Here is a 19,419-nt window from a genome sequence, read left to right as displayed (position 1 = left end):
CTCGAAAGCCGGGTTCTTTTATTGGCGGAGAGGGGCGAGCGAGGTTTTCATTGCGAACATCGTTCGCAACCTTGCGAGCGCTCCCGGCCTCTGGGCGGGAGCCGGACGGTCGCCGACCGATCCGCCATAAAAAAAGCCCGGCATTGCCGGGCTTCCTCAAATTTGGCGGAGAGGGAGGGATGATTCGGCGCTTTGCGCCTCACCCCTTCGGGGCCGTCGTCGCATACGCTCCGACGTTCCTCCGCAGGCGTTCGCCTGCTCCGGTCGAACCCGCGAGGGTTCTTCTACCCACCCAATCAGCCAATAAAAAACCCGGCTTGAAGCCGGGTTCTTTTATTGGCGGAGAGGGAGGGATTCGAACCCTCGATACGCTATTAACGTATACACACTTTCCAGGCGTGCGCCTTCAGCCACTCGGCCACCTCTCCAATAAACTGTTTCAGATGGGCTGTGCCGATCTGAGGGCGCAAACTCTAATGGTTTTGTTCAGATTTGGCAACTCTCTTTCGGTATTTTCGTGTAAAAACAACAAGGCGTGTGCTTTTTGATCAGTTTTTGGTGGCAGTCTGATGAACTAAGCGGCGGACCTTTCCCCGGGGCCGTCACGGCCAAATGAGGGCCTTGCCGTCGGTGTTCCACGTTGTCCTCGCAAAAAACGCCTCAAACACCACTCGCTCACACTGCACGTTGGCCAGCTCCGCAAACCGGAAACGGACTTCCGTATCCGGTCCGCGCTGACAGAGCCGGCTGCAATCCAATGCCGCCACTGTCCCGATCTTGGGATACCCACCCATGGTCTGCCGGTCGTTGAGCAGGACGATGGGCTGGCCGTCGGCAGGGACCTGGATGGAGCCCAGGGCAATGCCTTCGGAGAGCAGTGTCATTTCCGGGACGTCGATGGCGGTGCCCGATAACCGGTAACCCATGCGGTCAATTTGCTGGGTGATGGTGTAGGGCGTGGTCGTTAGCGTACGACGTGCATCGTGGCTGAACGCGGAGTGCTGGTAGCCCGGAATGACGTTCAGGATGAGCGGGGCGGTGTAATCCGGGAGGAAGGTCTGAGGCACCTGCCGGTGCGGGGCGATGTCCATGGACGCCGCTTCGATCAACTGGCCGGGCTCGACGGCGCTTAAGCCGGGCAAGCCTTCCCGGGGTGTCATGGCGCGGCTTTGGCAGAGGTCTTTGCCCAGCCAGCCGCCGCGCACCGCGATGTAGTTGAGCAAACCGCTGGTTGGCGATTCCAGGCTGATGGTGTCGCCCGCCTGCAGGGCGTGCGTGCACCAGAGCGACTGGCGGCGGCCGTTAATCGATAATCGGCCCGCGGCACCGGTGACGGCGATGCTCATGGGGCCGGTGGCTTCCGCACTGAACCCGCCCATCAGGACTTCCAGGCAGGCGCTCCCACGGGGATTATCCAGCAGCTTGTTGGCCCAGCGAAACGCGTGCAGATCGGCGGCGCCACCGACGGCCAACCCCAGATGTTGCCCGTGTCGTCGTCCCTCATCCTGCAGGGTGGTCCGCAAGCCAGTGCTTTGAATGCGCAAATCGCTCACAGCACGCCTCCTTGCGCAAGAAAGTCTTCACGGGATATCGACGTGAAGGAGACTCGATCGCCCGTCTGAAGCAGCGACAGGCTGTCCAGTGAGAACAGTCGGGTGGGGCAGCGGCCAATGATGTTCCAGCCGCCCGGTGAGACGGATGGGTACACGGCGGTTTGCTGGTTGGCGATGCCGACGCTGCCGGCAGGTACACGCTGGCGTGGTGTTTTCTTGCGAGGTGTGGCAATCGACGGGTCGACAGTGCCCATGAAGCCGAAACCGGGGGCAAAGCCCATGGCAAACACCCGATAGGTCGTTGCCGTGTGCCGCTGGATCACGTCGTCAATGGTCAGTCCGGCCTGTTCGGCCAGCGCTTCGAGGTCCAGCCCCACGTCCGGGTGATAATAGACGGGTAATTCAATCAGGCGGCCTGTTGTAGCGGGCTCTGAGGTGTCTTCACCCGTCGCCGTCAGGATGAGCTCGATCGCACGGATGACCCGCCGGAAATCCACCTTGTGCAGATCGTAAACCACAAGCAGCGTGGTGTAGGCGGGAACCTGATCGATGATCCAGTCGCCGAGTTGTTCGGCGATCGTTTGCTGCGCAGCCAGGATCCTCGGGGTCAACTGCTCATCCAGCGTATCGCCAAAGCGGATCAGGATACTGTCTTCGGAGACGGGCTCGATGATCACGCGGCTTTTCCCAGCGCCTCGCGTATCGCTTTCACGGCGGCCAGGGATTCGGGGTTGTCGCCGTGCACGCACAGGCTGTCGGCAGGCAGATCGAGCCACTGGCCTTCGATGCTTCGAACACCGCCCTGTTCGGCGAAGCTGCGGGCCTGGGCCACTATGGTGGCGGCCTCGTGATGGACCGCACCCGGTTGCCGGCGCGAGACCAGTTGACCGTCGTTATCGTAAGCCCGGTCAGCAAAGGCCTCGAGCCAGAGCGGGACGCCGTATTGCGCAGCCAGGGCCCGGTGGTCGCCGTGCATTCGGGTTGCGGGAATCATGAGCGTCAGGCTCGGGTTGTAATCGTGAACGGCTTTCAGGACGGCCTCAAGAACGGCCGGGTCCTTCATCATGTCGTTGTTCAGCGCCCCATGGGGTTTGACGTAGGCCACCTGTTGGCCCGCCGACCGACAGATGCCGTCCAGCGCGCCGACCTGGTACCAGATCAGGGCGTGGATCTGCTCCGCCGTGTGGGGCATCGAACGACGCCCAAATCCCTGAAGGTCGGCATAGGCCGGATGGGCACCCATCATCACACCGTGGCTGGCGGCCAACCGTACCGTTTTCACCATGATGTCGGGGTCGGACGCGTGGAAACCGCAGGCAATGTTGGCCATGTCGATCAGGGGCATGACCGCCTCGTCGTTGCCCATGGTCCAGGCGCCAAAGCTTTCGCCCAGGTCGCAATTCAGTTTCAAGGTGGTCTCCTTCGGGGTGATACAGCTTCAGGATAACAGGCCCTATGAAGGGGTAAAGCCATGTTGGCCGCAGGATTTTAACGGGCGGGGATCGTCGGGTGGGGGCAGCAAAGACGGAGATAGGAAGGAGAGTGTTGGGCGGAACACCCGCAGGTGCCCGCCCGTCTGACATCAAGCTTCCAGTTCGGCCAGGCTCTCCTCCATGATCGCCAGGCCCTCTTCGAGCACATCGTCCTCGATGGTGATGGGCATCAGCACTCGGATCGAGTTGCCCCAGAGGCCGCAGTTGAGCAGGATCAGTCCTTTTTCCTTGCACTTCTTGACCAGGGCGCCGGTCATCTCCGGCTCCGGGGTGCGCGAGGCTTTGTCCGTCACCAGCTCGAAAGCGGCCATGGGCCCGAGGTGGCGGACGTTGTCGACGTGTTTGAACTTGTCCTGCCATTGCAGGAAGCGTTTTTCCAGCTTGTTGCCCAGAACCACGCTTTTCTCGAGGATGTTTTCCTCTTCAAACACTTCCAACACGGCCAGCGCCGACGCACAGGCCAGCGGGCTGCCGCTGTAAGTGCCGCCCAGGCTGTTGGGGCCGGAGGCGTCCATCATGCGGGCGTTGCCGACCACGGCGGAAATGGGCATGCCGTCCGCCATGCTCTTGGCCATGGTCATGATGTCCGGCTTCACGTTGCTGTGCTCGATGGCGAACATCTTGCCGGTACGGCCGAAGCCGGACTGCACTTCGTCGACGATCAGGGCGATGCCGTGATCGTCACAGATCTTGCGTAGCGCCTGCAGGAAGCTGGGCGGTGCGATGTAGAAGCCGCCTTCACCCTGGACCGCCTCAACGACAATCGCTGCGACGTCCTTGGTCGGGATGTCCGTCTTGAACAGCATGTGAAGCGCATCCAGCGCGTCTTCCTCGGTGATGCCGTGGTAGGGAATCGGGAAGGGGGCGCGGAAAACCCCGCCGGGCATGGGGCCGAAGTCGTGTTTGTAGGGCAGAACCTTACCGGTCATGGCCAGGGTCATCAGGGTCCGGCCATGGTAGCCGCCGTCAAAGCAAATGACGCCGTGGCGTCCGGTGGCGCACCGGGCAATCTTGACGGCATTCTCCAACGCTTCGGCACCGGCGTTGAACATACAGGCCTTGGCCGCATCCCCGGTCACCGGTGAAACCTTGCACAGCTTTTCGGCCAGCTGGACGTAAGGGGCGTAGGGCATGACGGTCTGGCAGGTGTGCATCACCTTATCCAGCTGCGCCTTCACGGCGTCCACGATTTTCGGGTGTCGATGGCCGATGTTGAGAACGCCGATACCCCCGGCAAAGTCGATCATTCGCTTGCCGTCCGCATCCCAGACTTCTGCATTCTTCGCCCGGTCGGCGAACTGATCGTTCGGGCTGGCAGCTCCGGCCGCAACGTACTTTTCCTTGAGGGCTTGCAGTTCAGCGTTGTTCATAGGCGTTCTCCTGATTGGCATGCCGCGACATTCCGGCACGTTCATGGAAAATGGAATGGGACTCCCCATTCCTGGGCGACTGGTCTCTCTATGACAGCCTAATCCTGACCTTTCTTCATTACAGCTTATAACTTAGAGGCTAAACCCCCGGTCTTGCCACCCCCTGAGCCTAAATTTCTGTTCGTATCCGAGTGGAATCCGGACCACTCTGATCCGTGCGATCCGGCCATCAACCGGTCATATCCCGTCGAAGCGCTGTCATATCGGGCCATAGCGGCACTTTCGGCGTGAAGTCGACGCGGTTGCCCATATAGTGGGAAGGACAACAAAGCGTGATCAGGATGATCCGTGACAACAACGAGATGAGTTGGATTTCTTGTTGATACGAAGCCAAGAGGCTTCACGCAAAGGAGGCTCAACGATGAGCATGGCTATTAACCGGGTGATTGGTTTGACGGAAGAGCGTCAACTCGAGGCGCGTTACGGCGTGACCGACCTGCACATCAGCTGGCGGGACGATGTCGTCGGCCAGCGCCAGACCGATCCCAATGGTCAGGAGCACCTGGCCCCGCTGGTCACCTGGCGCTATCGTGGGCAGACCTACCGGTTTGTTCCCCGGCTGGCTTTCCGGATCGAATTTCGGACGCTGCCGGCTGTCCTGCGTCAATGCGGTTTGCAGGAAAGTCAGTACTTTGTTGTGGATGGGTTGGCCCTGTCGCGGGAGATCGGCGGGCAGTTGGCCACTCGCGGGCGACTGCCGGATGCCGTGTCGTAACGGCCAACACTGAGAGGGAAACGGAAGCCTGCGGGCTTCCGTTTCTTGTGGATGCCTAGCCGTTTATTCGGTGGCTCCCAAAGCTTTTGCCCGTTGGGCCCGGTCCCGCAGGGCTTTGGTGCCCGGGCTGCGCAGAGTCCAGCCTTTCAGGTTTTCTTCAATGAGTTGCTCCAGGGCATCGATGTGCACATCCTCGGCATTCAGCGCCGGAATGTATTGGAAGCGCTCGCCGCCGGCGTCCATGAAATAGCCTCGGTTTTCCTCATCGATCTCTTCAATCGTTTCCAGGCAGTCGGCGGAGAAGCCCGGGCAGAACACGTCGATGGATTTGATCCCCTGGTCGGGCAGTGCCTTGAGGGTTTCATCCGTATAAGGCCTGAGCCATTCCTCGCGTCCGAACCGGGACTGGAATGTCGTCATGCAATCGTGTTCGCCCAGTCCCAGTCGCTCGGCCAGTAAGCGGGAGGTTTTCAGGCACTCGCAGTGATACGGGTCGCCGTTGAGCAGGTAGCGCTTGGGAATGCCGTGATAGGACAGAATCAGCTTCTCGCCAGCGCCGTGTTGGGCGCGATGGGCCTCGATGTGACGGGCCATCGCCTCGATGTAGGGCGGATAGTCCGGATAGTGGCTGATAAAGCGGAAGTCCGGCAGCCAGCGGCGCTGACTGAAATCCGCGCTGATGGCGTCGAACGTGGACGCCGAAGTGGATGCCGAATACTGGGGGTAGAGTGGCAGAACCAGCAGCTGGCGGACACCGGCCTGTTGCAGCTGCTCCAAAACCGAAGAAACGGACGGCGAGCCATAGCGCATGGCGAAGGCCACCACCACGTTGTCGCCATAGCGCGCCTGCAGGCGCTCTCTGAGCATCTCGCACTGGTTGGCGGTATGAATCAGCAAGGGCGACCCCTCGGCGGTCCAGACCTTGCTGTAGGCTGCTGCTGACCGCTTTGGGCGAATCCGGAGAATGACCCCGTTGAGAATCAGCCACCACAGCAGGCGCGGAAATTCCACCACCCGGGGGTCCGACAGGAACTCCCTCAGGTATCGGCGCAGGGCTGGCGCCGTCGGCGCGTCCGGTGTGCCCAGGTTGGTGATCAGAATACCGGTTTTCTGGGGTTGCTGATGTTTGAATCCGGTTGGACCCTGGTAACGCATGGTGTGTTTCCGTCAACAATCACAAGTGGATGGCAGCTGCTGGACGCAATCCGGCGGCGGACGTTCCAGATACGTCAGTGTGCGCCGGAAGGATTAGCTTTTTCGCCGGACGAGTCAATGGCGTGCGTTGATAGCGGGTGTCTATCGCTCAGTGTTCGCCAGGCGTCGAAGGTGCTGAGGAACACCTCGCCGGACAGGTTTTGCAGAAACCGGGTTCGCCGCAGACGATCCATCACCGGTCCCTTGACCTCCGACAGGTGCAGTTGTATGCCGGCGCTTTGCAGTCGGGTGTTGATGGCTTCCAGCGTTTCCAGCGCCGACGCGTCGATGGTATTGATGCCGGTGCACATCAACACGAAATCCGTGGCTTCCGGGCGCTGGCTGACCAGTTCGCTGACGCAGTCATCCAGGTAGCGGGCGTTGGCAAAATAGAGGGTTTCATCCACCCTCAGGATCACAATCAGCGGGTGTGTTTCCACGGCGTAGCGTTGCTGGTTGCGAAAGTGTTCGGTGCCCGGGATACGGCCGACCACGGCCACGTGCGGCCGGCTGGTCCGATACAGGTACAGCATCAGTGACAGCGCGACACCGGCGAGAATGCCCGGAATGACGCCCGCCAGGAGCGTCAGCAGCAGCGTGGTCAGCAGGGCCAGGCCGTCCTGGCGGGAATAGCGCCAGGTGTCGGCAATAGCCCTGAAATCGACCAGCGTGGTCACCGCCACGATGATGATCGCGGCCAGTGTCGCCTTGGGCAGGTAGTGGAACAGATCGGTGAAGAAAACCGTGACCAGGGCAATGCCTATGGCGCTGAATACCCCGGCCAGCTGGGTTCGGGCGCCGGCTTCGATGTTAACGACCGAACGGGAGAAGCCGCCGGCCACGGCAAGCCCGCCCGATACGGCGGCGGCCAGGTTGGCCGCGCCCAGCCCCATCAGTTCCTGGTTGGCGTCCAGCCGCTCACCCCGGCGGGCGGCGATACGATGCGCAATGGATGTGGACTCCACAAAAATCACCAGGCTGATCAGGATGGCCGGCACCGCCAGGGCCTCCACCAGGGGCAGGTTAATCGCGGGCAGCGACAGCCCGGGCAACCCGGACGGCAGGTTGCCGATCACGCGGACGCCGGAGGTGTCGAGGTGCCGCCAGGCCGTCACGGCGGCGGTGGCGATCACCACCAGCATGGGGGCCAGGCGCGCCAGCGTTGATGCCACGCCGATAGGCAGGCCAATGGCACAGAACAGGCGCTGACTGAATCGGCGGGCCAGCAGCAGGAACAGGACGGAGCCGATGCCGAGGATGGCCGTCGGATCATTGAACCGGCCCACGTGTTCGCCGATTGAGCGGAGTAACGCGGGTAAGGTGCTGCCTTCGGTGGGAATGCCCAGCAGGGTTCCGACCTGACTGAGGATGATGATCAGTGCCGAACCGGAGATAAAACCGGAGATCACCGGGTGGCTGATAAAGTTGGCCATGAACCCGAGGCGTGCGACACCCATGACGAAGAGGATGACACCGCAGAGCAGGGCCAGTACCAGAGAGCAGGTGGCAAAGTCGGCCAGACCCGCGGCCTGGATATCACCGACGGTGGTGGCGCTCATCAAGGCGATCAGCGCCACCGGGCCAACCGCCAGGGCGCTGCTGCTGGCAAACAGGGCGTAACCAATGACCGGCAGGAGACTCGCGTATAGGCCCGCCTGGGCCGGCAGGCCGGCGAGCAGGGCATAGGCCAACGACTGGGGAATCACCAGCACGGTCATGATGCACGCGGCCAGCAGATCCTGGACCAGCGTGGTGCGGTGATAGTCGCGCAGCCAGCCCATAGGCGGCAGTACTGCGGAGAGGCGTTCTCTCATTACCGCCCGGATCCCGATCAGTCGTTGCGTTTGGCGGCGATGCGGAGCATCCGCTCACGCTGCGCGCCAAGGTCATACCCTTCCGATCGGGCGGTCTGCAGAAGCTGGTCGATGTTGTCCTGACGGGCTCGGGACAGGGCCCAGAGCGTTGAGCAGCGGGTGCCCGTGCGGCAGAAGGCGAGGATGGGCTTGGAGGCCGTTTCCAGAAGTGGCGCGAAACGAGCCACATCGTCATCGGTGATGTTGCCGGATTGCACCGGCAGGTAAACCCATTCCATGCCGTTTTCGCGGGCGGCCTGGGCGATGGCGTCCGTGGCCGGTTGGTCGTCACCTTCTTTATCCGGTCGATTTGAGACCAGTGTCTTGAATCCGGCGCGGGCTGCTTCCGCCACGTCGTCCACCGTAATCTGCGGAGCGACCGTCAGATCGTCGTCGAGTTTGTGCAATTCCATGGCAGTCTCCTGTTGAATGGTAATCGGGCGCAGCGTCCGGTTTTATGCCGCGAGAGTAACATGAGCGGGGCGATACTGTACGCCGCGATTTATGACCCCAAAGCCGTGTGCTGACGCTGCTCCCATGATTGGAAAACCTGAAACAGGATCATACCGGCCACCATGGCGGCGACGAAAATAACCGCCTTGGCCTGGCCGGCACCCAGAGCCACGATAGCCGGGCCCGGGCAGAAGCCGGCGAGTCCCCAACCGGCCCCGAACAACAGGGCGCCGATCACCAGCCGGCGGTCGATCACGGTGCTGTCCGGCAGTCGCATGGGGTGTCCCAGCAGACTGGTGGTGCGCCGACGGGCTGCGGTAAAACCGAACAGACCGACCAGGATCGCGCCGACCATGACCAGCGCCAGCGAGGGGTCCCAGACTCCGGCCAGATCCAGGAAACCAAAGACCTTGGCGGGATTCGCCATGCCCGAGACCAGCAGGCCAACACCGAAAATCAATCCCGAAATAAAGGCAAATAACAGGGTTCGCATCACACACCTCCCAGCACGTGGCGCACGATATAGACGGTGACAAAGCCCATGGCCATGAACAGCGCGGTGGCCACCAGCGAGCGAGGTGACAGGCGCGACAGGCCGCACACCCCATGGCCACTGGTGCAGCCGGATCCCATCCGGGTGCCGAAACCTACCAGCAGTCCTGCAATCACCAGCAGCGGCGTCGAGGTATCGATTTCGATGGCTGGCAGGGCTGCAACGACCACCCAGATCAGGGGTGCCGACACCATTCCGAGCAGGAAGGCGACTCGCCAGGTATTCTCACCTTTTGAGGGGGTGAGCAGTCCGCCCAATATGCCGCTGATGCCGGCTATGCGCCCGTTGACGAGAATGAGTATAACGGCCGCGAGGCCGATCATTATACCGCCTGTGAGGGCGGTCATCGGTGTGAAGTGTGTCCAGTCGATCGTCATCACACGGTCTCCTCTGTACAGAACAGATCATAGAGCTGCTGAACCATCACCAACACTTTGGGATCGTCGATCCGGTAGAACACCTGCTTGCCCAGCTTGCGGGGCGCAATCAGTCCCTCCCGCCGCAAAATGCCCAACTGCTGGGACAGGGAAGGCTGGCGAATGCCGGTGGCGGCCTCCAGATCGCTGACGCCCAGCTCACCCTGGCTGAGCTGGCACAGCAGCATCAGTCGGTCGGCATTGGCAATACTGCGCAGGAACTGGCTGGCGCGGTCGGCAGAAGCCCGCATTTCATGGATGTCGATGGCCGGCTCACTCATGACCCTGAAATCTCCGGTATCATTGGTTCGGAATTAAATAACATTTAAATATATTATATAATGATAGATTGACTTGGCAACGGTGAATTGAAAAAGGCAGATCCCGGGCATAAAAAAGCCCGGCACGGGAGGCCGGGCAGAGGCGTGCGAGTAGTATCCATGAAAGACTTCCAGACAAACCGGCATCAGCAGGGATACCGGTCCATTCAGTATTGTTTATATTTTGAACATCTCAAGTTTTTGAACGCTTCAGTTGAAACTATTTTCTTCTAACGAAATAACTCTTATAGCGTCCCGGAAGACCTTTGCTGGCGCGGCTTTCCAGAGGATCGTCTCATTGGGGAAGGGTTCTGGGGAGGGTCTTTTAATTCCGCTGATTTACCGGATTACGGGGCCTGATTCTGACCGGTGGATGTAATACAATGAGCTCAATATATAGGGTGCGGGAAGGGTATTGTCCCGATGATTTTCACAAACCGGCCCGCTGTTGGAGCAGGTATCTATGAGCAGTGACAACGACCAAGAGAAGGGCAACGACAACGATCAGGAACGTGATGCCCAGTTGGCGGATCGTATCAAGGGGTCGGCTCGCCAGATCTGGCTGGCGGGTCTGGGCGCCTACACCAAGGCGGAGGAAGACGCCGGCCGCTTTTTTGATCGTCTCGTCCACGAAGGTGAAGAGCTGGAAAACAAGACGCGGGGCGTCGTTGAGCGCCACGTGCGTAATGTGGAAGGTCATGTCGAGGGCGTGAAAGAGCGCGCAAGCGGCACCTGGGATCGTCTTGAAGGCCTGTTCGACCAGCGAGTCTCCGGGGCCCTGCGCCGCCTGGGCATTCATCGCCGGGAAGAGATTGAAGCGTTGGAAGCCCGCATTTCAGCGCTGGAAGCGGAGCTCAAGGCCGTGCGCAAGGACAAGGCGCGCAAGATGAACAGCGAAGAGGAGTAACGGCCGCTCACGGCAACCTCTCTTGTCATAGCGTTTACGTCAGCCTGGTGGCAACTAAAGGTAGTCCTCCGCCATCAGGCGCGCTTGCTCGGCGGTGTCTTCGGTCAGATAGGGGGTGATCAGGTTGATCATCTGGAAGACGCCGCGTCCCAGATCCACATTGTCCTTGTTGTTCAGGTGTGACAGCAGCTCGAAGCTGACCCAGTAACTCAGGGTGAGCGTCAGCTGCTCACACAAGGCGTCCAGTTCGTGATCGTCGATCGTCATGACGTCCTGCTGTCGCAGGCTGCCGCACAGCGTCAGGAAGGCGCGGCGCTTGAGTTTGAGGATCGCCCGGAAACGTTTTTGCAGGGCGTCATAGCGAGACAGTACGTTGACCAGGTCCTGGTACAGGAAGCGGTAACGGGCGATGGCCTCGAACGTCAGATGCAGAAAGATGCCCAGCTGCTCCAGACTGATATCCACATCCGATGGCACTTCCAACAGATCCAGCAACTCGGCTTCGTAGCGGCCGAACAGTTCGCCGACAATGTCGCCTTTGCTCTTGAAGTGGTAGTACAGATTGCCGGGGCTGATCTCCATTTCATCGGAGATCAGCAGGGTGGTCACGTTGGGCTCGCCCACCACGTTAAACAGAGTCAGGCTGGTGTCCAGAATCCTGTCGCGGGTCTTGACCTTCATGGCTGTTCCCTGGCCCGGCTGGCCAATCAGAGGTCGAATTCGGCCCAGATCGGGCAGTGATCCGAGGGACGCTCCATGCCACGGATGTCATAGGAAACGCCGGATGCCCGGGCCTTGGGCAGCAGCCCTTTGCTGGCCATGATCAGGTCGATGCGCAGGCCGCGGCGCGGGTCACGCTCGAACCCCTTGCTGCGATAGTCGAACCAGCTGAAGGTATCGGCTTCGTCCGGATGCAGGTGGCGGAAAACATCGGTCAGGCCCCAGCTTTCCAGCGTGCTCATCCACTCGCGCTCTTCCGGCAGGAAACTGCATTTGCCAGTGCGTAACCAGCGCTTGGCGTTATCGGCGCCGATGCCGATGTCCTCGTCCCGGGGCGAGATGTTCATGTCGCCCATCACAATCACCGGATCGTCCGGCTTGGCGATGTCGGCCAGGTAGCGGTTGAGGTCGGCGTAGAACTTTTCCTTGGCCGGGAATTTAACCGGATGATCCCGGCTTTCACCCTGCGGGAAGTAGCCGTTAATGACCGTCAGCTTCTGGCCGCCGATGTTGAAGCGACCGGCAATCAGGCGACGCTGCGCGTCCTCTTCGTCCCAGGGATAGCCCTTCTGGACACACTCGGGCTCGTGCCGCGTCAGCAGCGCAACGCCGTAATGGGTCTTCTGGCCGTGGAAAAACACGTCATAGCCCATGGCCCGAATATCGTCAGCCGGGAACTCCTCGTCGGTCACCTTGGTTTCCTGGAGACCGATGATATCGGGGTTATAGGCGTCGATAACGGCCTGGAGCTGATGCAGGCGGGTACGAATACTGTTGACGTTGAAAGAGACGACGATCATCGGCTGATTATCTGTCCTGTTCGGCGGGTGGATAGGCAATGACGCGAGTCTACCACAGCGTTCGGCAGGACAAAGGGTCGAACTGTCCGACCTGTGACGCCGCGCGGATCAATTCTCCCGGGGCAGGAGCGGACAGGGGATGGGCGTCTTGTCGTAGCGCAAACGCACGTTGTAGTTGCGGTCTTCGTTCTTGCGAATGTTGCCCAGCCCCAGGTAGTCGGTGAGGCGGCCCTGTTTGTCGAAGCCCAGAATAATCGGGTCGACCACCCAGCGCAGCAAGACGCCGGTCGGTCGCATATTGATCACCAGGTCGGCATCGAGCTCATCTTGGGTGGTCGGCTCGGCCACGAAACCGTAGGTTTCACCCCGGGTGGGCGCAAGAAAGCTGAATTCAATGGACTGCCCCTGTTTCAGGGCGCTCCAATGGTCACGGATAAAGTGCACGAAACCGGCATCGATGACCGTGTCCTTCTCAAGCGGGACCACGAACGTCTTTTTGTCGCCGGCGGGTGTCTGCCAGCGCAACCGGGCTTCCCGATCATCCACGTTGCGGATCATCAGGCGCTCATCGAAGGTGGGCTGGGAAAAGTCCACGGTCGGTCGCCAGGGGCTGTTCGTGTAGTCGATCTGTTTGCGGGCGAAGGAGTGGTTGAGCCGGCCCAGCGACTCGTCCAGCGCCACGTAGTCGACGGTGTGCGACTGGGGCACGAAGTGCTGGTCCCGGCAAACGCCGTTGACGTCGTGATGCTCCTCATAGAGCGGTGCATCGTCGTCGCCGTAGGCGGTTCCGGTGAATTGATATTCTGCCGGTTTATCCGCGCCCAGACACAGGAGCGGTGTCAGCAGCAGAAGCAGAGAAGCCATATATCTCATGCCAGTGCATCCTCCCGGACGGTGTGCTGTCGAATGAACATCAGGAGCGGAAACAGGACCAGCCAGCCCAACCCGATGGCGATCAGGCCGACGAGCGGGTTCGGCAGGGTAACGGCACCCAGTTGCGTTGCGCTCCAGTAAGCGAAAGGGCCTGCCAGGGGGGGCAGCGCCACCATCAGACCACGGTGCTCGCCGAGCCAGGCCAGCGAGTGGCACAGGGTCGTCATGAACAGTACCCACAACGCCACCAGCCAGAGAGGAACCCAAAGCGGCTGGCCGTCGGGACTGACGAGTACGCCGACTCGAAACCATAAACCATCGAGCAGGACGCCCAGCAGGGTGCCGATCAGGATAAAGCGGGCTTCTCTCAACGGCGACCTGCTGACGACACCCAGGTGAACCGCCAGCACCAGCGCCGCCGCAACCACAGCGATCGGCCCCGGGTAGGCCACACAAATCAGCCAGCCGGCCTGGAACATCACAAAGTTCAGGCCGTTGCGGAGCAGCCCCCGGTCAATCATGGCGTCAGCCGCGGGTCCAGCTTGTTGCCGGGTTTGGCAAACAGGATCTGGGAGACCCCGATGGCCCGCTCCGAGAAACCGGCTTCGCAGTAGCTGAAGTAGAAGTCCCAGAGCCGGATGAAAGCTTCGTCGTAGCCGAGTTCCCGAATCCGGCGACGGGCGTCCATAAAACGCTGGCGCCAGTCCTGCAGGGTGCGCGCGTAATGAAAGCCGAAGTCGTCACTCTGGACCATCACCAGATCGGTCTGGTGACGGACGGCCTCCAGGATGGCGCCGAACGACGGGATAAAGCTGCCCGGGAAGATATAGCGCTGGATAAAGTCCACATTGCGAAGCGCCCGGTCGTAACGTTGTTCCGGCATGTTGATCGCCTGGATCAGGGCCAGCCCGTCCGGTTTGAGCAGGTGGCTGATCTGGCTGAAATAGCTTTCCAGATACTGGGGACCAACCGCTTCGATCATCTCGATGGAGACGAGCTTGTCGTACTGGCCGGTAAGGTCCCGGTAGTCGTCGAACAGCAAGGTAATGCGGTCTTCCAGGCCTTCCTTCCGAATTCGTTCCTGCGCGAGATCGTGCTGTTCCCGGGAAATGGTCGTTGTGGTGACGTGGCAGCCATAGTGGCGGGCGGCGTGAAGGGCAAAGCCGCCCCAGCCCGTGCCGATCTCGATGACCCGGTCGTCTGCTCCCAGGTTCAGCTTGCGGCAGATCAGGTCCAGCTTGAACACCGCCGCTTCGTCGAGGTTGGTGGCCTCGTCGGGATAGACGGCAGACGAGTACATCATCGTCGGATCAAGGAAGATTTCGAACAGCGCGTTACCGAGATCGTAATGGGCCTCGATGTTCTTGCGGGAGCCTTCCCGGCTGTTGCGATTGAGCCAGTGCAACCCCTTGAGTGCCGGTTTCGTGATCCAGCTGAAGCGGTCTTCGAACGCGTTCATGCGATCAATGTTGCGGGTAAAGAACCGCAGCAGGGCGGTCAGGTCCGGTGACGTCCAATCGCCGGCCACGTAGGCCTCCGCCGCCCCGATGCCGCCGCCGGTCAGGATGTCGCGCCAGGCGGAAGCCTCATGGATGCGGATCTCTGCGGGCGGGAACCGGGTGTCTCCATCCCCGCAGAGGGTATCGGCCCGGCCCGCTTCCTTGACCGTCAAGACGCCAGCTTCGAGTTGCTGCAGTTGCTTGAGGACAAGTCGGCGGGCCCAGTCGCTGGTCAGCGAGGCGCGGCGGGCCTCGGTTGCGGTGCTGTTCAGGTTCTCCATGAGCTTACCTTTCCTGTTCCGGGTACGGCGTTATCAACCCGTTCGCCGTGATCGGCGTGGCCCAGCCGGTAGGCCGGGTCCTGGCGGTCGAGTTTGTCGGGGTGGGTCTGGAAAACGGCCCCCTTCAACTTCAGTTTCAGGGCGTGCCAGTAGATACCGGCGGCCACTTTGAGCGTTTCCACCGGGAAGCGGCGGATGTGACTCTGTACCGTTTTACGAGTGACCGGGGTGCGTTGGACTTCCAGCGTCGCATCAAAAACCTTGGCGCCGTCGCGGCGGACGTTCATGTGGATGCGCAACTCGGGGCCGCGGGCGCTGAAAACCCACTGGTACTCCTGGTCCATCGGGTTATACGGCGACACGTGGAAGCGTTTTTGAAAACGGTATTGCTGGGTGTGCCATCCCGCCCGGCTGACTTGCAGCGGCGCGCCTTCAAGGCAATAGACATGCCGCTCGTGCCACGGGGTGTTGGTGATCTGCGCGGCCACCACACGGGGCAGATCGCCGTTTTCCGGCCGGGCGTCTGCCGCATAGCAGCAGTAGAAGCTGACGGGGTTGAAGATGTAGCCGAGATAGCGGGGGTGGGTCACCAGTTCGATCCGCCCGTCAGGTCGCCAGCTCGTGGCGGCCTCCACCTGATCCTGCACGGCCTGCTTCAGGTCCGGTTGCTCCGGGGCCAGGTAATCGCTGCGATGCAAGGACAACCAGTTGAAACGACCGACGGAGAGCAGACGGCTGATCTCACCAATGCGGGGCCAGTCGTCCAGGTCCAGCGCCAACAGCCCGGTGCGGTACTGGAACTGGTGATTGACGGGCTGCATCCGACGGTGGCGAATGCGCCCGGCCAGCCAGGCACTGTGGAGCGGTCCGTCGGTCATCGTTATAACCCCACCCCGAAGGCGTCCGTCACCCGCAGGGCGCTGCGCACGCCGTCTTCATGGAAACCGTTGAGCCAGTAGGCGCCGCAGAAATGGGTGCGGTTGTGGCCTCCAATCTCGTCGTAACGCTGTTGGGCATTGACCGCATCCATGGTGAACACTGGATGGGCATATTTGTAGCGCTCGATGATGCGATCCGGATCGATGGCATCGGACCGGTTCAGCGTGACGCAGAAGGTTTCCGGTGCCTCGTCGAAATTCTGCAGGATGTTCATGTCGTAGGTGACCGAGACCGGTTCGGTCGGGTGCTCCGGAATCGTATAGTTCCAGGCGGCCCAGGCCCGTCGGCTGCGGGGCAGAAGACGGTCGTCGGTGTGCAAGACGACGTCGTTGTCCTGGTATTCGATGGCGCCCAGGATCTTGGTTTCCGCATCGGTGGGGTCGGCCAGCATCGCCAGTGCCTGGTCGCTGTGACAGCCCAGGATCACCTGGTCATAGGATTCGGTGTGGCCATTGACCGTCACCTCCACGCGATCATCGAACCGACGGATGGCTGAAACGGGACTGTTAAGCCGGGTGAGTGGGCCGAGTTTTTCCATCATACGGTCCACGTAACTCGCCGAGCCGCCTGAAATCACGCGCCAGGTGGGGCGATCGTCGACCGACAGCATGCCGTGGTTATTGAAGAACTGCAGGAAAAAGCGCACCGGGAACTGCTCCAGCACAATCTCCGGTGCCGACCAGATCGCGGCGCCCATGGGTACGATGTAGAAGTTGCGGAAATACCGGGAATAGCCGTTGCGGTTCAGGTATTCGCCCAGCGTTTCATCGTCATTGATCCCGCCGGAGGCCAACTCGGCGCGGGTCTGTTTGTTGAACCGCAAAATCTTCCGGATCATGTTCAGAAACGGCGGGTTGAGCAGGTTCCGCCGTTGTGCGAACAGTGTGTTGAGGCTGGTGCCGTTGTATTCCAGCCCGGTGCGCTCGCAGGCCACGCTGAAACTCATGTCACTTTCTTCCCAGGCCACGCCGAGCCGCTCCATCAGCTTGATGAAGTTCGGGTAGGTCCAGTCGTTGAACACGATAAAGCCGGTGTTGACCGGCCAGGAACGTCCGCCCAGCTCAACCGGCCGGGTGTTGGTATGGCCGCCGGCGTAATGGGCGGCCTCGAACAGGGTCACATCGTGATGATCGGCCAGCAGCCAGGCACTGGTCAGGCCGGCAACGCCTCCGCCGACGACGGCTATTTTCTGTCGGTCTGTCATTCAGGGTGTTCCTTGGATGATCGGGTCATTCTGGCGGCCAGCCTGTCGACCCAGCTCTGTGGTAACGCGCCCAGCAGTTTCAGCGTCAGGGTAAAACGCCGGGGAAAATGGATTTCGGAAGCCCCGCGTTGCAGCCCCTTCGCGATACGGTCGGCGGCCTCGGTGGCTTCGATCAGGCAGGGCATGGGGAAGTCGTTGCGATCGGTCAGCGGTGTTTTCACAAAGCCGGGCGAGACCAGTGTGACCCGGATGCCCTCGGCGGCAAGATCGGCCCGCAACGAATGGGCCAGATAGGCCAGGGCGGCCTTGGAGGCGCCATACCCTTCGGCGCGTCCAAATGGGAACCACCAGGCCGAGGAGCCCACAATCACCAGTTCCGCCGGCAGGCCCTGGCGGCGGGCTTCCCTCAGGGCCGGCAGGACTGCTTCCACACTCCGGGCGGTCCCGGTAACGTTGGTGTGCAGGTTATGCTCGATCACGTCGGCGTCGAAGTGCTTGATGTCCAGATACTCACAGGTGCCGGCGTTGAGAACCGCCATCTGCAGCGGCGCCTGCTCGGCGAATGTTGCAGTCAGGCCGTTGAGGGCCCCCCGATCGGTCGTGTCGGCGGGAGCCACCGTGACCCGGTCAGGGTAGGCCGCGGCCAGCGTTTCCAAAGGTTCGCGTCGCCGCCCGGTTGCGATCACGTGATGCCCCTGCGCCAGCATTGCCTGTGCCAGTGCCTCGCCGATGCCGGACGATGCGCCGGTCAGCCAGACCGTGATCGGTCGGTCCAGGGTTGACTGACTCATGCCGCGTATTTCCGGATCAGGCGCACCGCCGAGCCCAGCACCGGCAGATGCTCGTACAGGAGTTGGCCCGCGTCGAAATAGTCGCGGTGGGCGATGATGAGATCATCGGCGAGCTGCAGATGGCTGATGCCATCGACCTGGATCGGCGCACCCCGGCGAATACGGCGATGCTGCAGTGTCATGGTCCAGGGCAGGCAGATGGCGGGGTCCGCGCCGATCACATCGTCAAAGCGAAAGCTGCAGCTGATGACATTGGTGTAGGCGCTGGAGAAATATTCCGTCAGCGCGTCCAGACCTTCGACGGTGACAAACGGATCCGTAAACCGGACGTCCGGGCTGTAAACGGACTCCAGCGCCCCTAACTGGTCCGAAGACATCTGGTTGAAAAGCCGCTGGAAGCGATCCAGACAGGTTTCCGGCATGATAGTCATGCAACATCCCTCCGGTGTTGGCGGTCAATCTCGATGGCTTCCTGACGGATATGGTCGGGCAAACGGTTGAGGTCGTAGATGATGCCCAGCTTTTCCATCAGGCACAGCAGGTAGTAGGTCACGTCAATCTCGTACCACCGGAAACCCTGCCGGGCGGAGAGGGGCCAGCGGTGGTGATTGTTGTGCCAGCCTTCGCCCAGGGTCAGCAGGGCCAGCCACACATTGTTGCGGCTGTCGTCCGTGGTTTCGAACCGCCGCCGACCCCAGACGTGGGCCAGGGAGTTGATCGACACCGTCGCGTGGAACAGGGCCACGGTCGAGATAAAGAAGCCCCAGACCACCAGTTGCAACCCGTTGGTACCTAGGCTCGGCGCCCAGCGAGCGAGGGCTTCGCCCAGCAGGTAGATCAGGGCAATGCATACGGCGGGCATCAGGGCGTCGAATCGGTTGATGAACCGCAGCTCCGGGAATTTAAGCCAGTCGCGGACCCGTTTGTCGTCCATCGCGAAGCCGGCGTCGCAGGTGAACCAGCCAATATGGGACCACCAGAAACCGCCGTGTTGCGGCGAGTGAAGGTCTTCCGGCGCGTCGGAATGCTGATGGTGGTGTCGATGGTGGGCGGCCCACCAGAGCGGCCCCCGCTGGGCGGCGCTGGCCCCGACCAGCGCAAAGACAAACTGCCAGCCCCGGCTGGTCTTGAACGTCTTGTGTGAGAAATAGCGGTGGTAGAAGCCGGTGATGGCAAACATTCTCAGGGCGAAGAAGGCGATGGCAAACCCCACCGCGAACGTACTGAAGCCGGTAAAAAGGGCACCGAAACAGGCCAGATGCAGCGCGAGGAAGGGCATTACCCGAACCCAGTTGAAAGAGCGGGACTGCCGGTCAAGCTGATCTGAATGCGCTTCGGAGTCGAACCATCTTTGAATGCTGTAGCGCCAATGCTGTACTCGGGTCATGAAAGTGAATGCCTTCCCATTGCACGGTCTGGATAACT

Annotated in this window: 22 protein-coding genes, 1 tRNA gene and 1 other RNA gene; 2 read left to right on the top strand and 22 right to left on the bottom strand. The window is 61.2% G+C overall.

Features of this window, described 5'->3' with window-relative positions; translation table 11 throughout:
- Positions 1-163: 163 nt before the first annotated feature.
- The 6 genes from EB809_RS10640 to gabT form a co-directional block, all read right to left on the bottom strand.
- A non-coding RNA gene (locus EB809_RS10640) (RtT sRNA) lies at positions 164-308 on the bottom strand.
- A 29-nt stretch (positions 309-337) separates the two neighbouring features.
- Positions 338-428 (bottom strand) — tRNA-Ser (locus EB809_RS10635).
- Positions 429-602: 174 nt separating this feature from the next.
- Positions 603-1,553 carry a biotin-dependent carboxyltransferase family protein gene (locus EB809_RS10630; RefSeq protein WP_123634797.1) on the bottom strand — a complete coding sequence of 317 codons (951 nt, stop codon included), beginning with the start codon at positions 1,551-1,553 and terminating at the stop codon, positions 603-605.
- Positions 1,550-2,227 (bottom strand): 5-oxoprolinase subunit PxpB, encoded by a 678-nt coding sequence (gene pxpB / locus EB809_RS10625; protein WP_123634822.1) that lies wholly within the window; start codon positions 2,225-2,227, stop codon positions 1,550-1,552. The genes EB809_RS10630 and pxpB overlap by 4 nt, the downstream gene beginning before the upstream one ends.
- Positions 2,227-2,964: a 5-oxoprolinase subunit PxpA gene (locus EB809_RS10620; RefSeq protein ID WP_123634796.1), complete on the bottom strand. Its 738-nt coding sequence runs from the start codon at positions 2,962-2,964 to the stop codon at positions 2,227-2,229. The genes pxpB and EB809_RS10620 overlap by 1 nt, the downstream gene beginning before the upstream one ends.
- A 171-nt stretch (positions 2,965-3,135) precedes the next feature.
- Entirely contained in the window at positions 3,136-4,416 is a 1,281-nt protein-coding gene (gene gabT / locus EB809_RS10615) for a 4-aminobutyrate--2-oxoglutarate transaminase (RefSeq protein ID WP_123634795.1), read from the bottom strand.
- Positions 4,417-4,837: 421 nt separating this feature from the next.
- Between gabT and EB809_RS10610 the strand changes: the two genes are divergently transcribed.
- Positions 4,838-5,191, top strand: coding sequence for a hypothetical protein (locus tag EB809_RS10610; RefSeq protein WP_123634794.1), 354 nt, complete (start codon positions 4,838-4,840; stop codon positions 5,189-5,191).
- 63 nt (positions 5,192-5,254) lie between these two features.
- Here the strand turns inward: EB809_RS10610 and hemH are convergent, their stop codons facing one another.
- The 6 genes from hemH to EB809_RS10580 all read right to left on the bottom strand — a co-directional run bounded on the left by hemH (position 5,255) and on the right by EB809_RS10580 (position 9,941).
- On the bottom strand, positions 5,255-6,346 hold the full coding sequence (gene hemH / locus EB809_RS10605) for a ferrochelatase (protein WP_123634793.1): 1,092 nt from the start codon (positions 6,344-6,346) through the stop codon (positions 5,255-5,257).
- Positions 6,347-6,420: 74 nt separating this feature from the next.
- Positions 6,421-8,199: a SulP family inorganic anion transporter gene (locus tag EB809_RS10600; RefSeq protein ID WP_123634792.1), complete on the bottom strand. Its 1,779-nt coding sequence runs from the start codon at positions 8,197-8,199 to the stop codon at positions 6,421-6,423.
- Positions 8,200-8,216: 17 nt separating this feature from the next.
- A complete protein-coding gene (locus EB809_RS10595) occupies positions 8,217-8,651 on the bottom strand; it encodes a TIGR01244 family sulfur transferase (RefSeq protein WP_123634791.1) in 435 nt (144 codons plus the stop codon).
- An 89-nt stretch (positions 8,652-8,740) separates the two neighbouring features.
- On the bottom strand, positions 8,741-9,184 hold the full coding sequence (locus EB809_RS10590) for a YeeE/YedE family protein (protein ID WP_123634790.1): 444 nt from the start codon (positions 9,182-9,184) through the stop codon (positions 8,741-8,743).
- Entirely contained in the window at positions 9,184-9,621 is a 438-nt protein-coding gene (locus EB809_RS10585) for a YeeE/YedE family protein (RefSeq protein WP_190294870.1), read from the bottom strand. Before EB809_RS10585 ends, EB809_RS10590 begins: the two co-directional genes overlap by 1 nt.
- Positions 9,621-9,941, bottom strand: a complete 321-nt coding sequence (locus EB809_RS10580) for an ArsR/SmtB family transcription factor (RefSeq protein ID WP_123634788.1) — start codon at positions 9,939-9,941, stop codon at positions 9,621-9,623. Before EB809_RS10580 ends, EB809_RS10585 begins: the two co-directional genes overlap by 1 nt.
- Positions 9,942-10,443: 502 nt before the next feature.
- On the opposite strand from EB809_RS10580, the gene EB809_RS10575 reads away from it, so the two are divergent.
- Positions 10,444-10,887 (top strand): phasin family protein, encoded by a 444-nt coding sequence (locus tag EB809_RS10575; protein WP_123634787.1) that lies wholly within the window; start codon positions 10,444-10,446, stop codon positions 10,885-10,887.
- 54 nt (positions 10,888-10,941) lie between these two features.
- On the opposite strand, the gene EB809_RS10570 is transcribed toward EB809_RS10575, so the two are convergent.
- The 10 genes from EB809_RS10570 to EB809_RS10525 all read right to left on the bottom strand — a co-directional run bounded on the left by EB809_RS10570 (position 10,942) and on the right by EB809_RS10525 (position 19,381).
- The gene (locus EB809_RS10570) at positions 10,942-11,568 is read right to left on the bottom strand and encodes a TetR/AcrR family transcriptional regulator (protein WP_123634786.1); all 627 of its coding nucleotides are present in this window, start codon (positions 11,566-11,568) and stop codon (positions 10,942-10,944) included.
- A 26-nt stretch (positions 11,569-11,594) separates the two neighbouring features.
- Complete coding sequence (gene xthA, locus EB809_RS10565; protein WP_123634785.1) at positions 11,595-12,407, bottom strand: exodeoxyribonuclease III; 813 nt, start codon at positions 12,405-12,407, stop codon at positions 11,595-11,597.
- 108 nt (positions 12,408-12,515) lie between these two features.
- On the bottom strand, positions 12,516-13,271 hold the full coding sequence (locus tag EB809_RS10560) for a hypothetical protein (protein ID WP_123634784.1): 756 nt from the start codon (positions 13,269-13,271) through the stop codon (positions 12,516-12,518).
- A 5-nt stretch (positions 13,272-13,276) separates the two neighbouring features.
- On the bottom strand, positions 13,277-13,801 hold the full coding sequence (locus EB809_RS10555) for a DUF2878 domain-containing protein (RefSeq protein ID WP_123634783.1): 525 nt from the start codon (positions 13,799-13,801) through the stop codon (positions 13,277-13,279).
- Entirely contained in the window at positions 13,798-15,060 is a 1,263-nt protein-coding gene (locus EB809_RS10550) for an SAM-dependent methyltransferase (protein ID WP_123634782.1), read from the bottom strand. Before EB809_RS10550 ends, EB809_RS10555 begins: the two co-directional genes overlap by 4 nt.
- Complete coding sequence (locus tag EB809_RS10545; protein WP_123634781.1) at positions 15,048-15,938, bottom strand: DUF1365 domain-containing protein; 891 nt, start codon at positions 15,936-15,938, stop codon at positions 15,048-15,050. Before EB809_RS10545 ends, EB809_RS10550 begins: the two co-directional genes overlap by 13 nt.
- A gap of 2 nt (positions 15,939-15,940) precedes the next feature.
- On the bottom strand, positions 15,941-17,203 hold the full coding sequence (locus EB809_RS10540) for an NAD(P)/FAD-dependent oxidoreductase (RefSeq protein ID WP_123634780.1): 1,263 nt from the start codon (positions 17,201-17,203) through the stop codon (positions 15,941-15,943).
- On the bottom strand, positions 17,200-17,994 hold the full coding sequence (locus EB809_RS10535; RefSeq protein ID WP_123634779.1) for an SDR family NAD(P)-dependent oxidoreductase: 795 nt from the start codon (positions 17,992-17,994) through the stop codon (positions 17,200-17,202). The genes EB809_RS10540 and EB809_RS10535 overlap by 4 nt, the downstream gene beginning before the upstream one ends.
- Entirely contained in the window at positions 17,991-18,425 is a 435-nt protein-coding gene (locus tag EB809_RS10530) for a nuclear transport factor 2 family protein (protein ID WP_223807912.1), read from the bottom strand. Before EB809_RS10530 ends, EB809_RS10535 begins: the two co-directional genes overlap by 4 nt.
- The gene (locus EB809_RS10525) at positions 18,422-19,381 is read right to left on the bottom strand and encodes an acyl-CoA desaturase (RefSeq protein ID WP_123634778.1); all 960 of its coding nucleotides are present in this window, start codon (positions 19,379-19,381) and stop codon (positions 18,422-18,424) included. The genes EB809_RS10530 and EB809_RS10525 overlap by 4 nt, the downstream gene beginning before the upstream one ends.
- Between the last annotated feature and the right edge of the window lie 38 nt (positions 19,382-19,419).

Origin of the sequence: Marinobacter sp. R17 (genome assembly GCF_003789045.1) — a bacterium.
Lineage (GTDB): Bacteria > Pseudomonadota > Gammaproteobacteria > Pseudomonadales > Oleiphilaceae > Marinobacter_A > Marinobacter_A mangrovi.
Note: the sequence above shows the minus strand (reverse complement) of the source record. Positions and strands in the feature narration are given on the sequence as shown.

Excerpts from the sequence above, each read along its gene's own strand:
- EB809_RS10590 (WP_123634790.1), bottom strand. The coding sequence starts at position 9,184 with ATGCGAACCCTGTTATTTGCCTTTATTTCGGGATTGATTTTCGGTGTT.
- EB809_RS10525 (WP_123634778.1), bottom strand. The coding sequence starts at position 19,381 with ATGACCCGAGTACAGCATTGGCGCTACAGCATTCAAAGATGGTTCGAC.
- EB809_RS10550 (WP_123634782.1), bottom strand. The coding sequence starts at position 15,060 with ATGGAGAACCTGAACAGCACCGCAACCGAGGCCCGCCGCGCCTCGCTG.
- hemH (WP_123634793.1), bottom strand. The coding sequence starts at position 6,346 with ATGCGTTACCAGGGTCCAACCGGATTCAAACATCAGCAACCCCAGAAA.
- xthA (WP_123634785.1), bottom strand. The coding sequence starts at position 12,407 with ATGATCGTCGTCTCTTTCAACGTCAACAGTATTCGTACCCGCCTGCAT.
- EB809_RS10535 (WP_123634779.1), bottom strand. The coding sequence starts at position 17,994 with ATGAGTCAGTCAACCCTGGACCGACCGATCACGGTCTGGCTGACCGGC.
- EB809_RS10610 (WP_123634794.1), top strand. The coding sequence starts at position 4,838 with ATGAGCATGGCTATTAACCGGGTGATTGGTTTGACGGAAGAGCGTCAA.
- EB809_RS10570 (WP_123634786.1), bottom strand. The coding sequence starts at position 11,568 with ATGAAGGTCAAGACCCGCGACAGGATTCTGGACACCAGCCTGACTCTG.
- EB809_RS10575 (WP_123634787.1), top strand. The coding sequence starts at position 10,444 with ATGAGCAGTGACAACGACCAAGAGAAGGGCAACGACAACGATCAGGAA.
- EB809_RS10530 (WP_223807912.1), bottom strand. The coding sequence starts at position 18,425 with ATGACTATCATGCCGGAAACCTGTCTGGATCGCTTCCAGCGGCTTTTC.
- EB809_RS10545 (WP_123634781.1), bottom strand. The coding sequence starts at position 15,938 with ATGACCGACGGACCGCTCCACAGTGCCTGGCTGGCCGGGCGCATTCGC.
- EB809_RS10540 (WP_123634780.1), bottom strand. The coding sequence starts at position 17,203 with ATGACAGACCGACAGAAAATAGCCGTCGTCGGCGGAGGCGTTGCCGGC.
- EB809_RS10580 (WP_123634788.1), bottom strand. The coding sequence starts at position 9,941 with ATGAGTGAGCCGGCCATCGACATCCATGAAATGCGGGCTTCTGCCGAC.
- EB809_RS10555 (WP_123634783.1), bottom strand. The coding sequence starts at position 13,801 with ATGATTGACCGGGGGCTGCTCCGCAACGGCCTGAACTTTGTGATGTTC.
- EB809_RS10600 (WP_123634792.1), bottom strand. The coding sequence starts at position 8,199 with ATGAGAGAACGCCTCTCCGCAGTACTGCCGCCTATGGGCTGGCTGCGC.
- EB809_RS10560 (WP_123634784.1), bottom strand. The coding sequence starts at position 13,271 with ATGGCTTCTCTGCTTCTGCTGCTGACACCGCTCCTGTGTCTGGGCGCG.
- EB809_RS10595 (WP_123634791.1), bottom strand. The coding sequence starts at position 8,651 with ATGGAATTGCACAAACTCGACGACGATCTGACGGTCGCTCCGCAGATT.
- EB809_RS10585 (WP_190294870.1), bottom strand. The coding sequence starts at position 9,621 with ATGACGATCGACTGGACACACTTCACACCGATGACCGCCCTCACAGGC.
- gabT (WP_123634795.1), bottom strand. The coding sequence starts at position 4,416 with ATGAACAACGCTGAACTGCAAGCCCTCAAGGAAAAGTACGTTGCGGCC.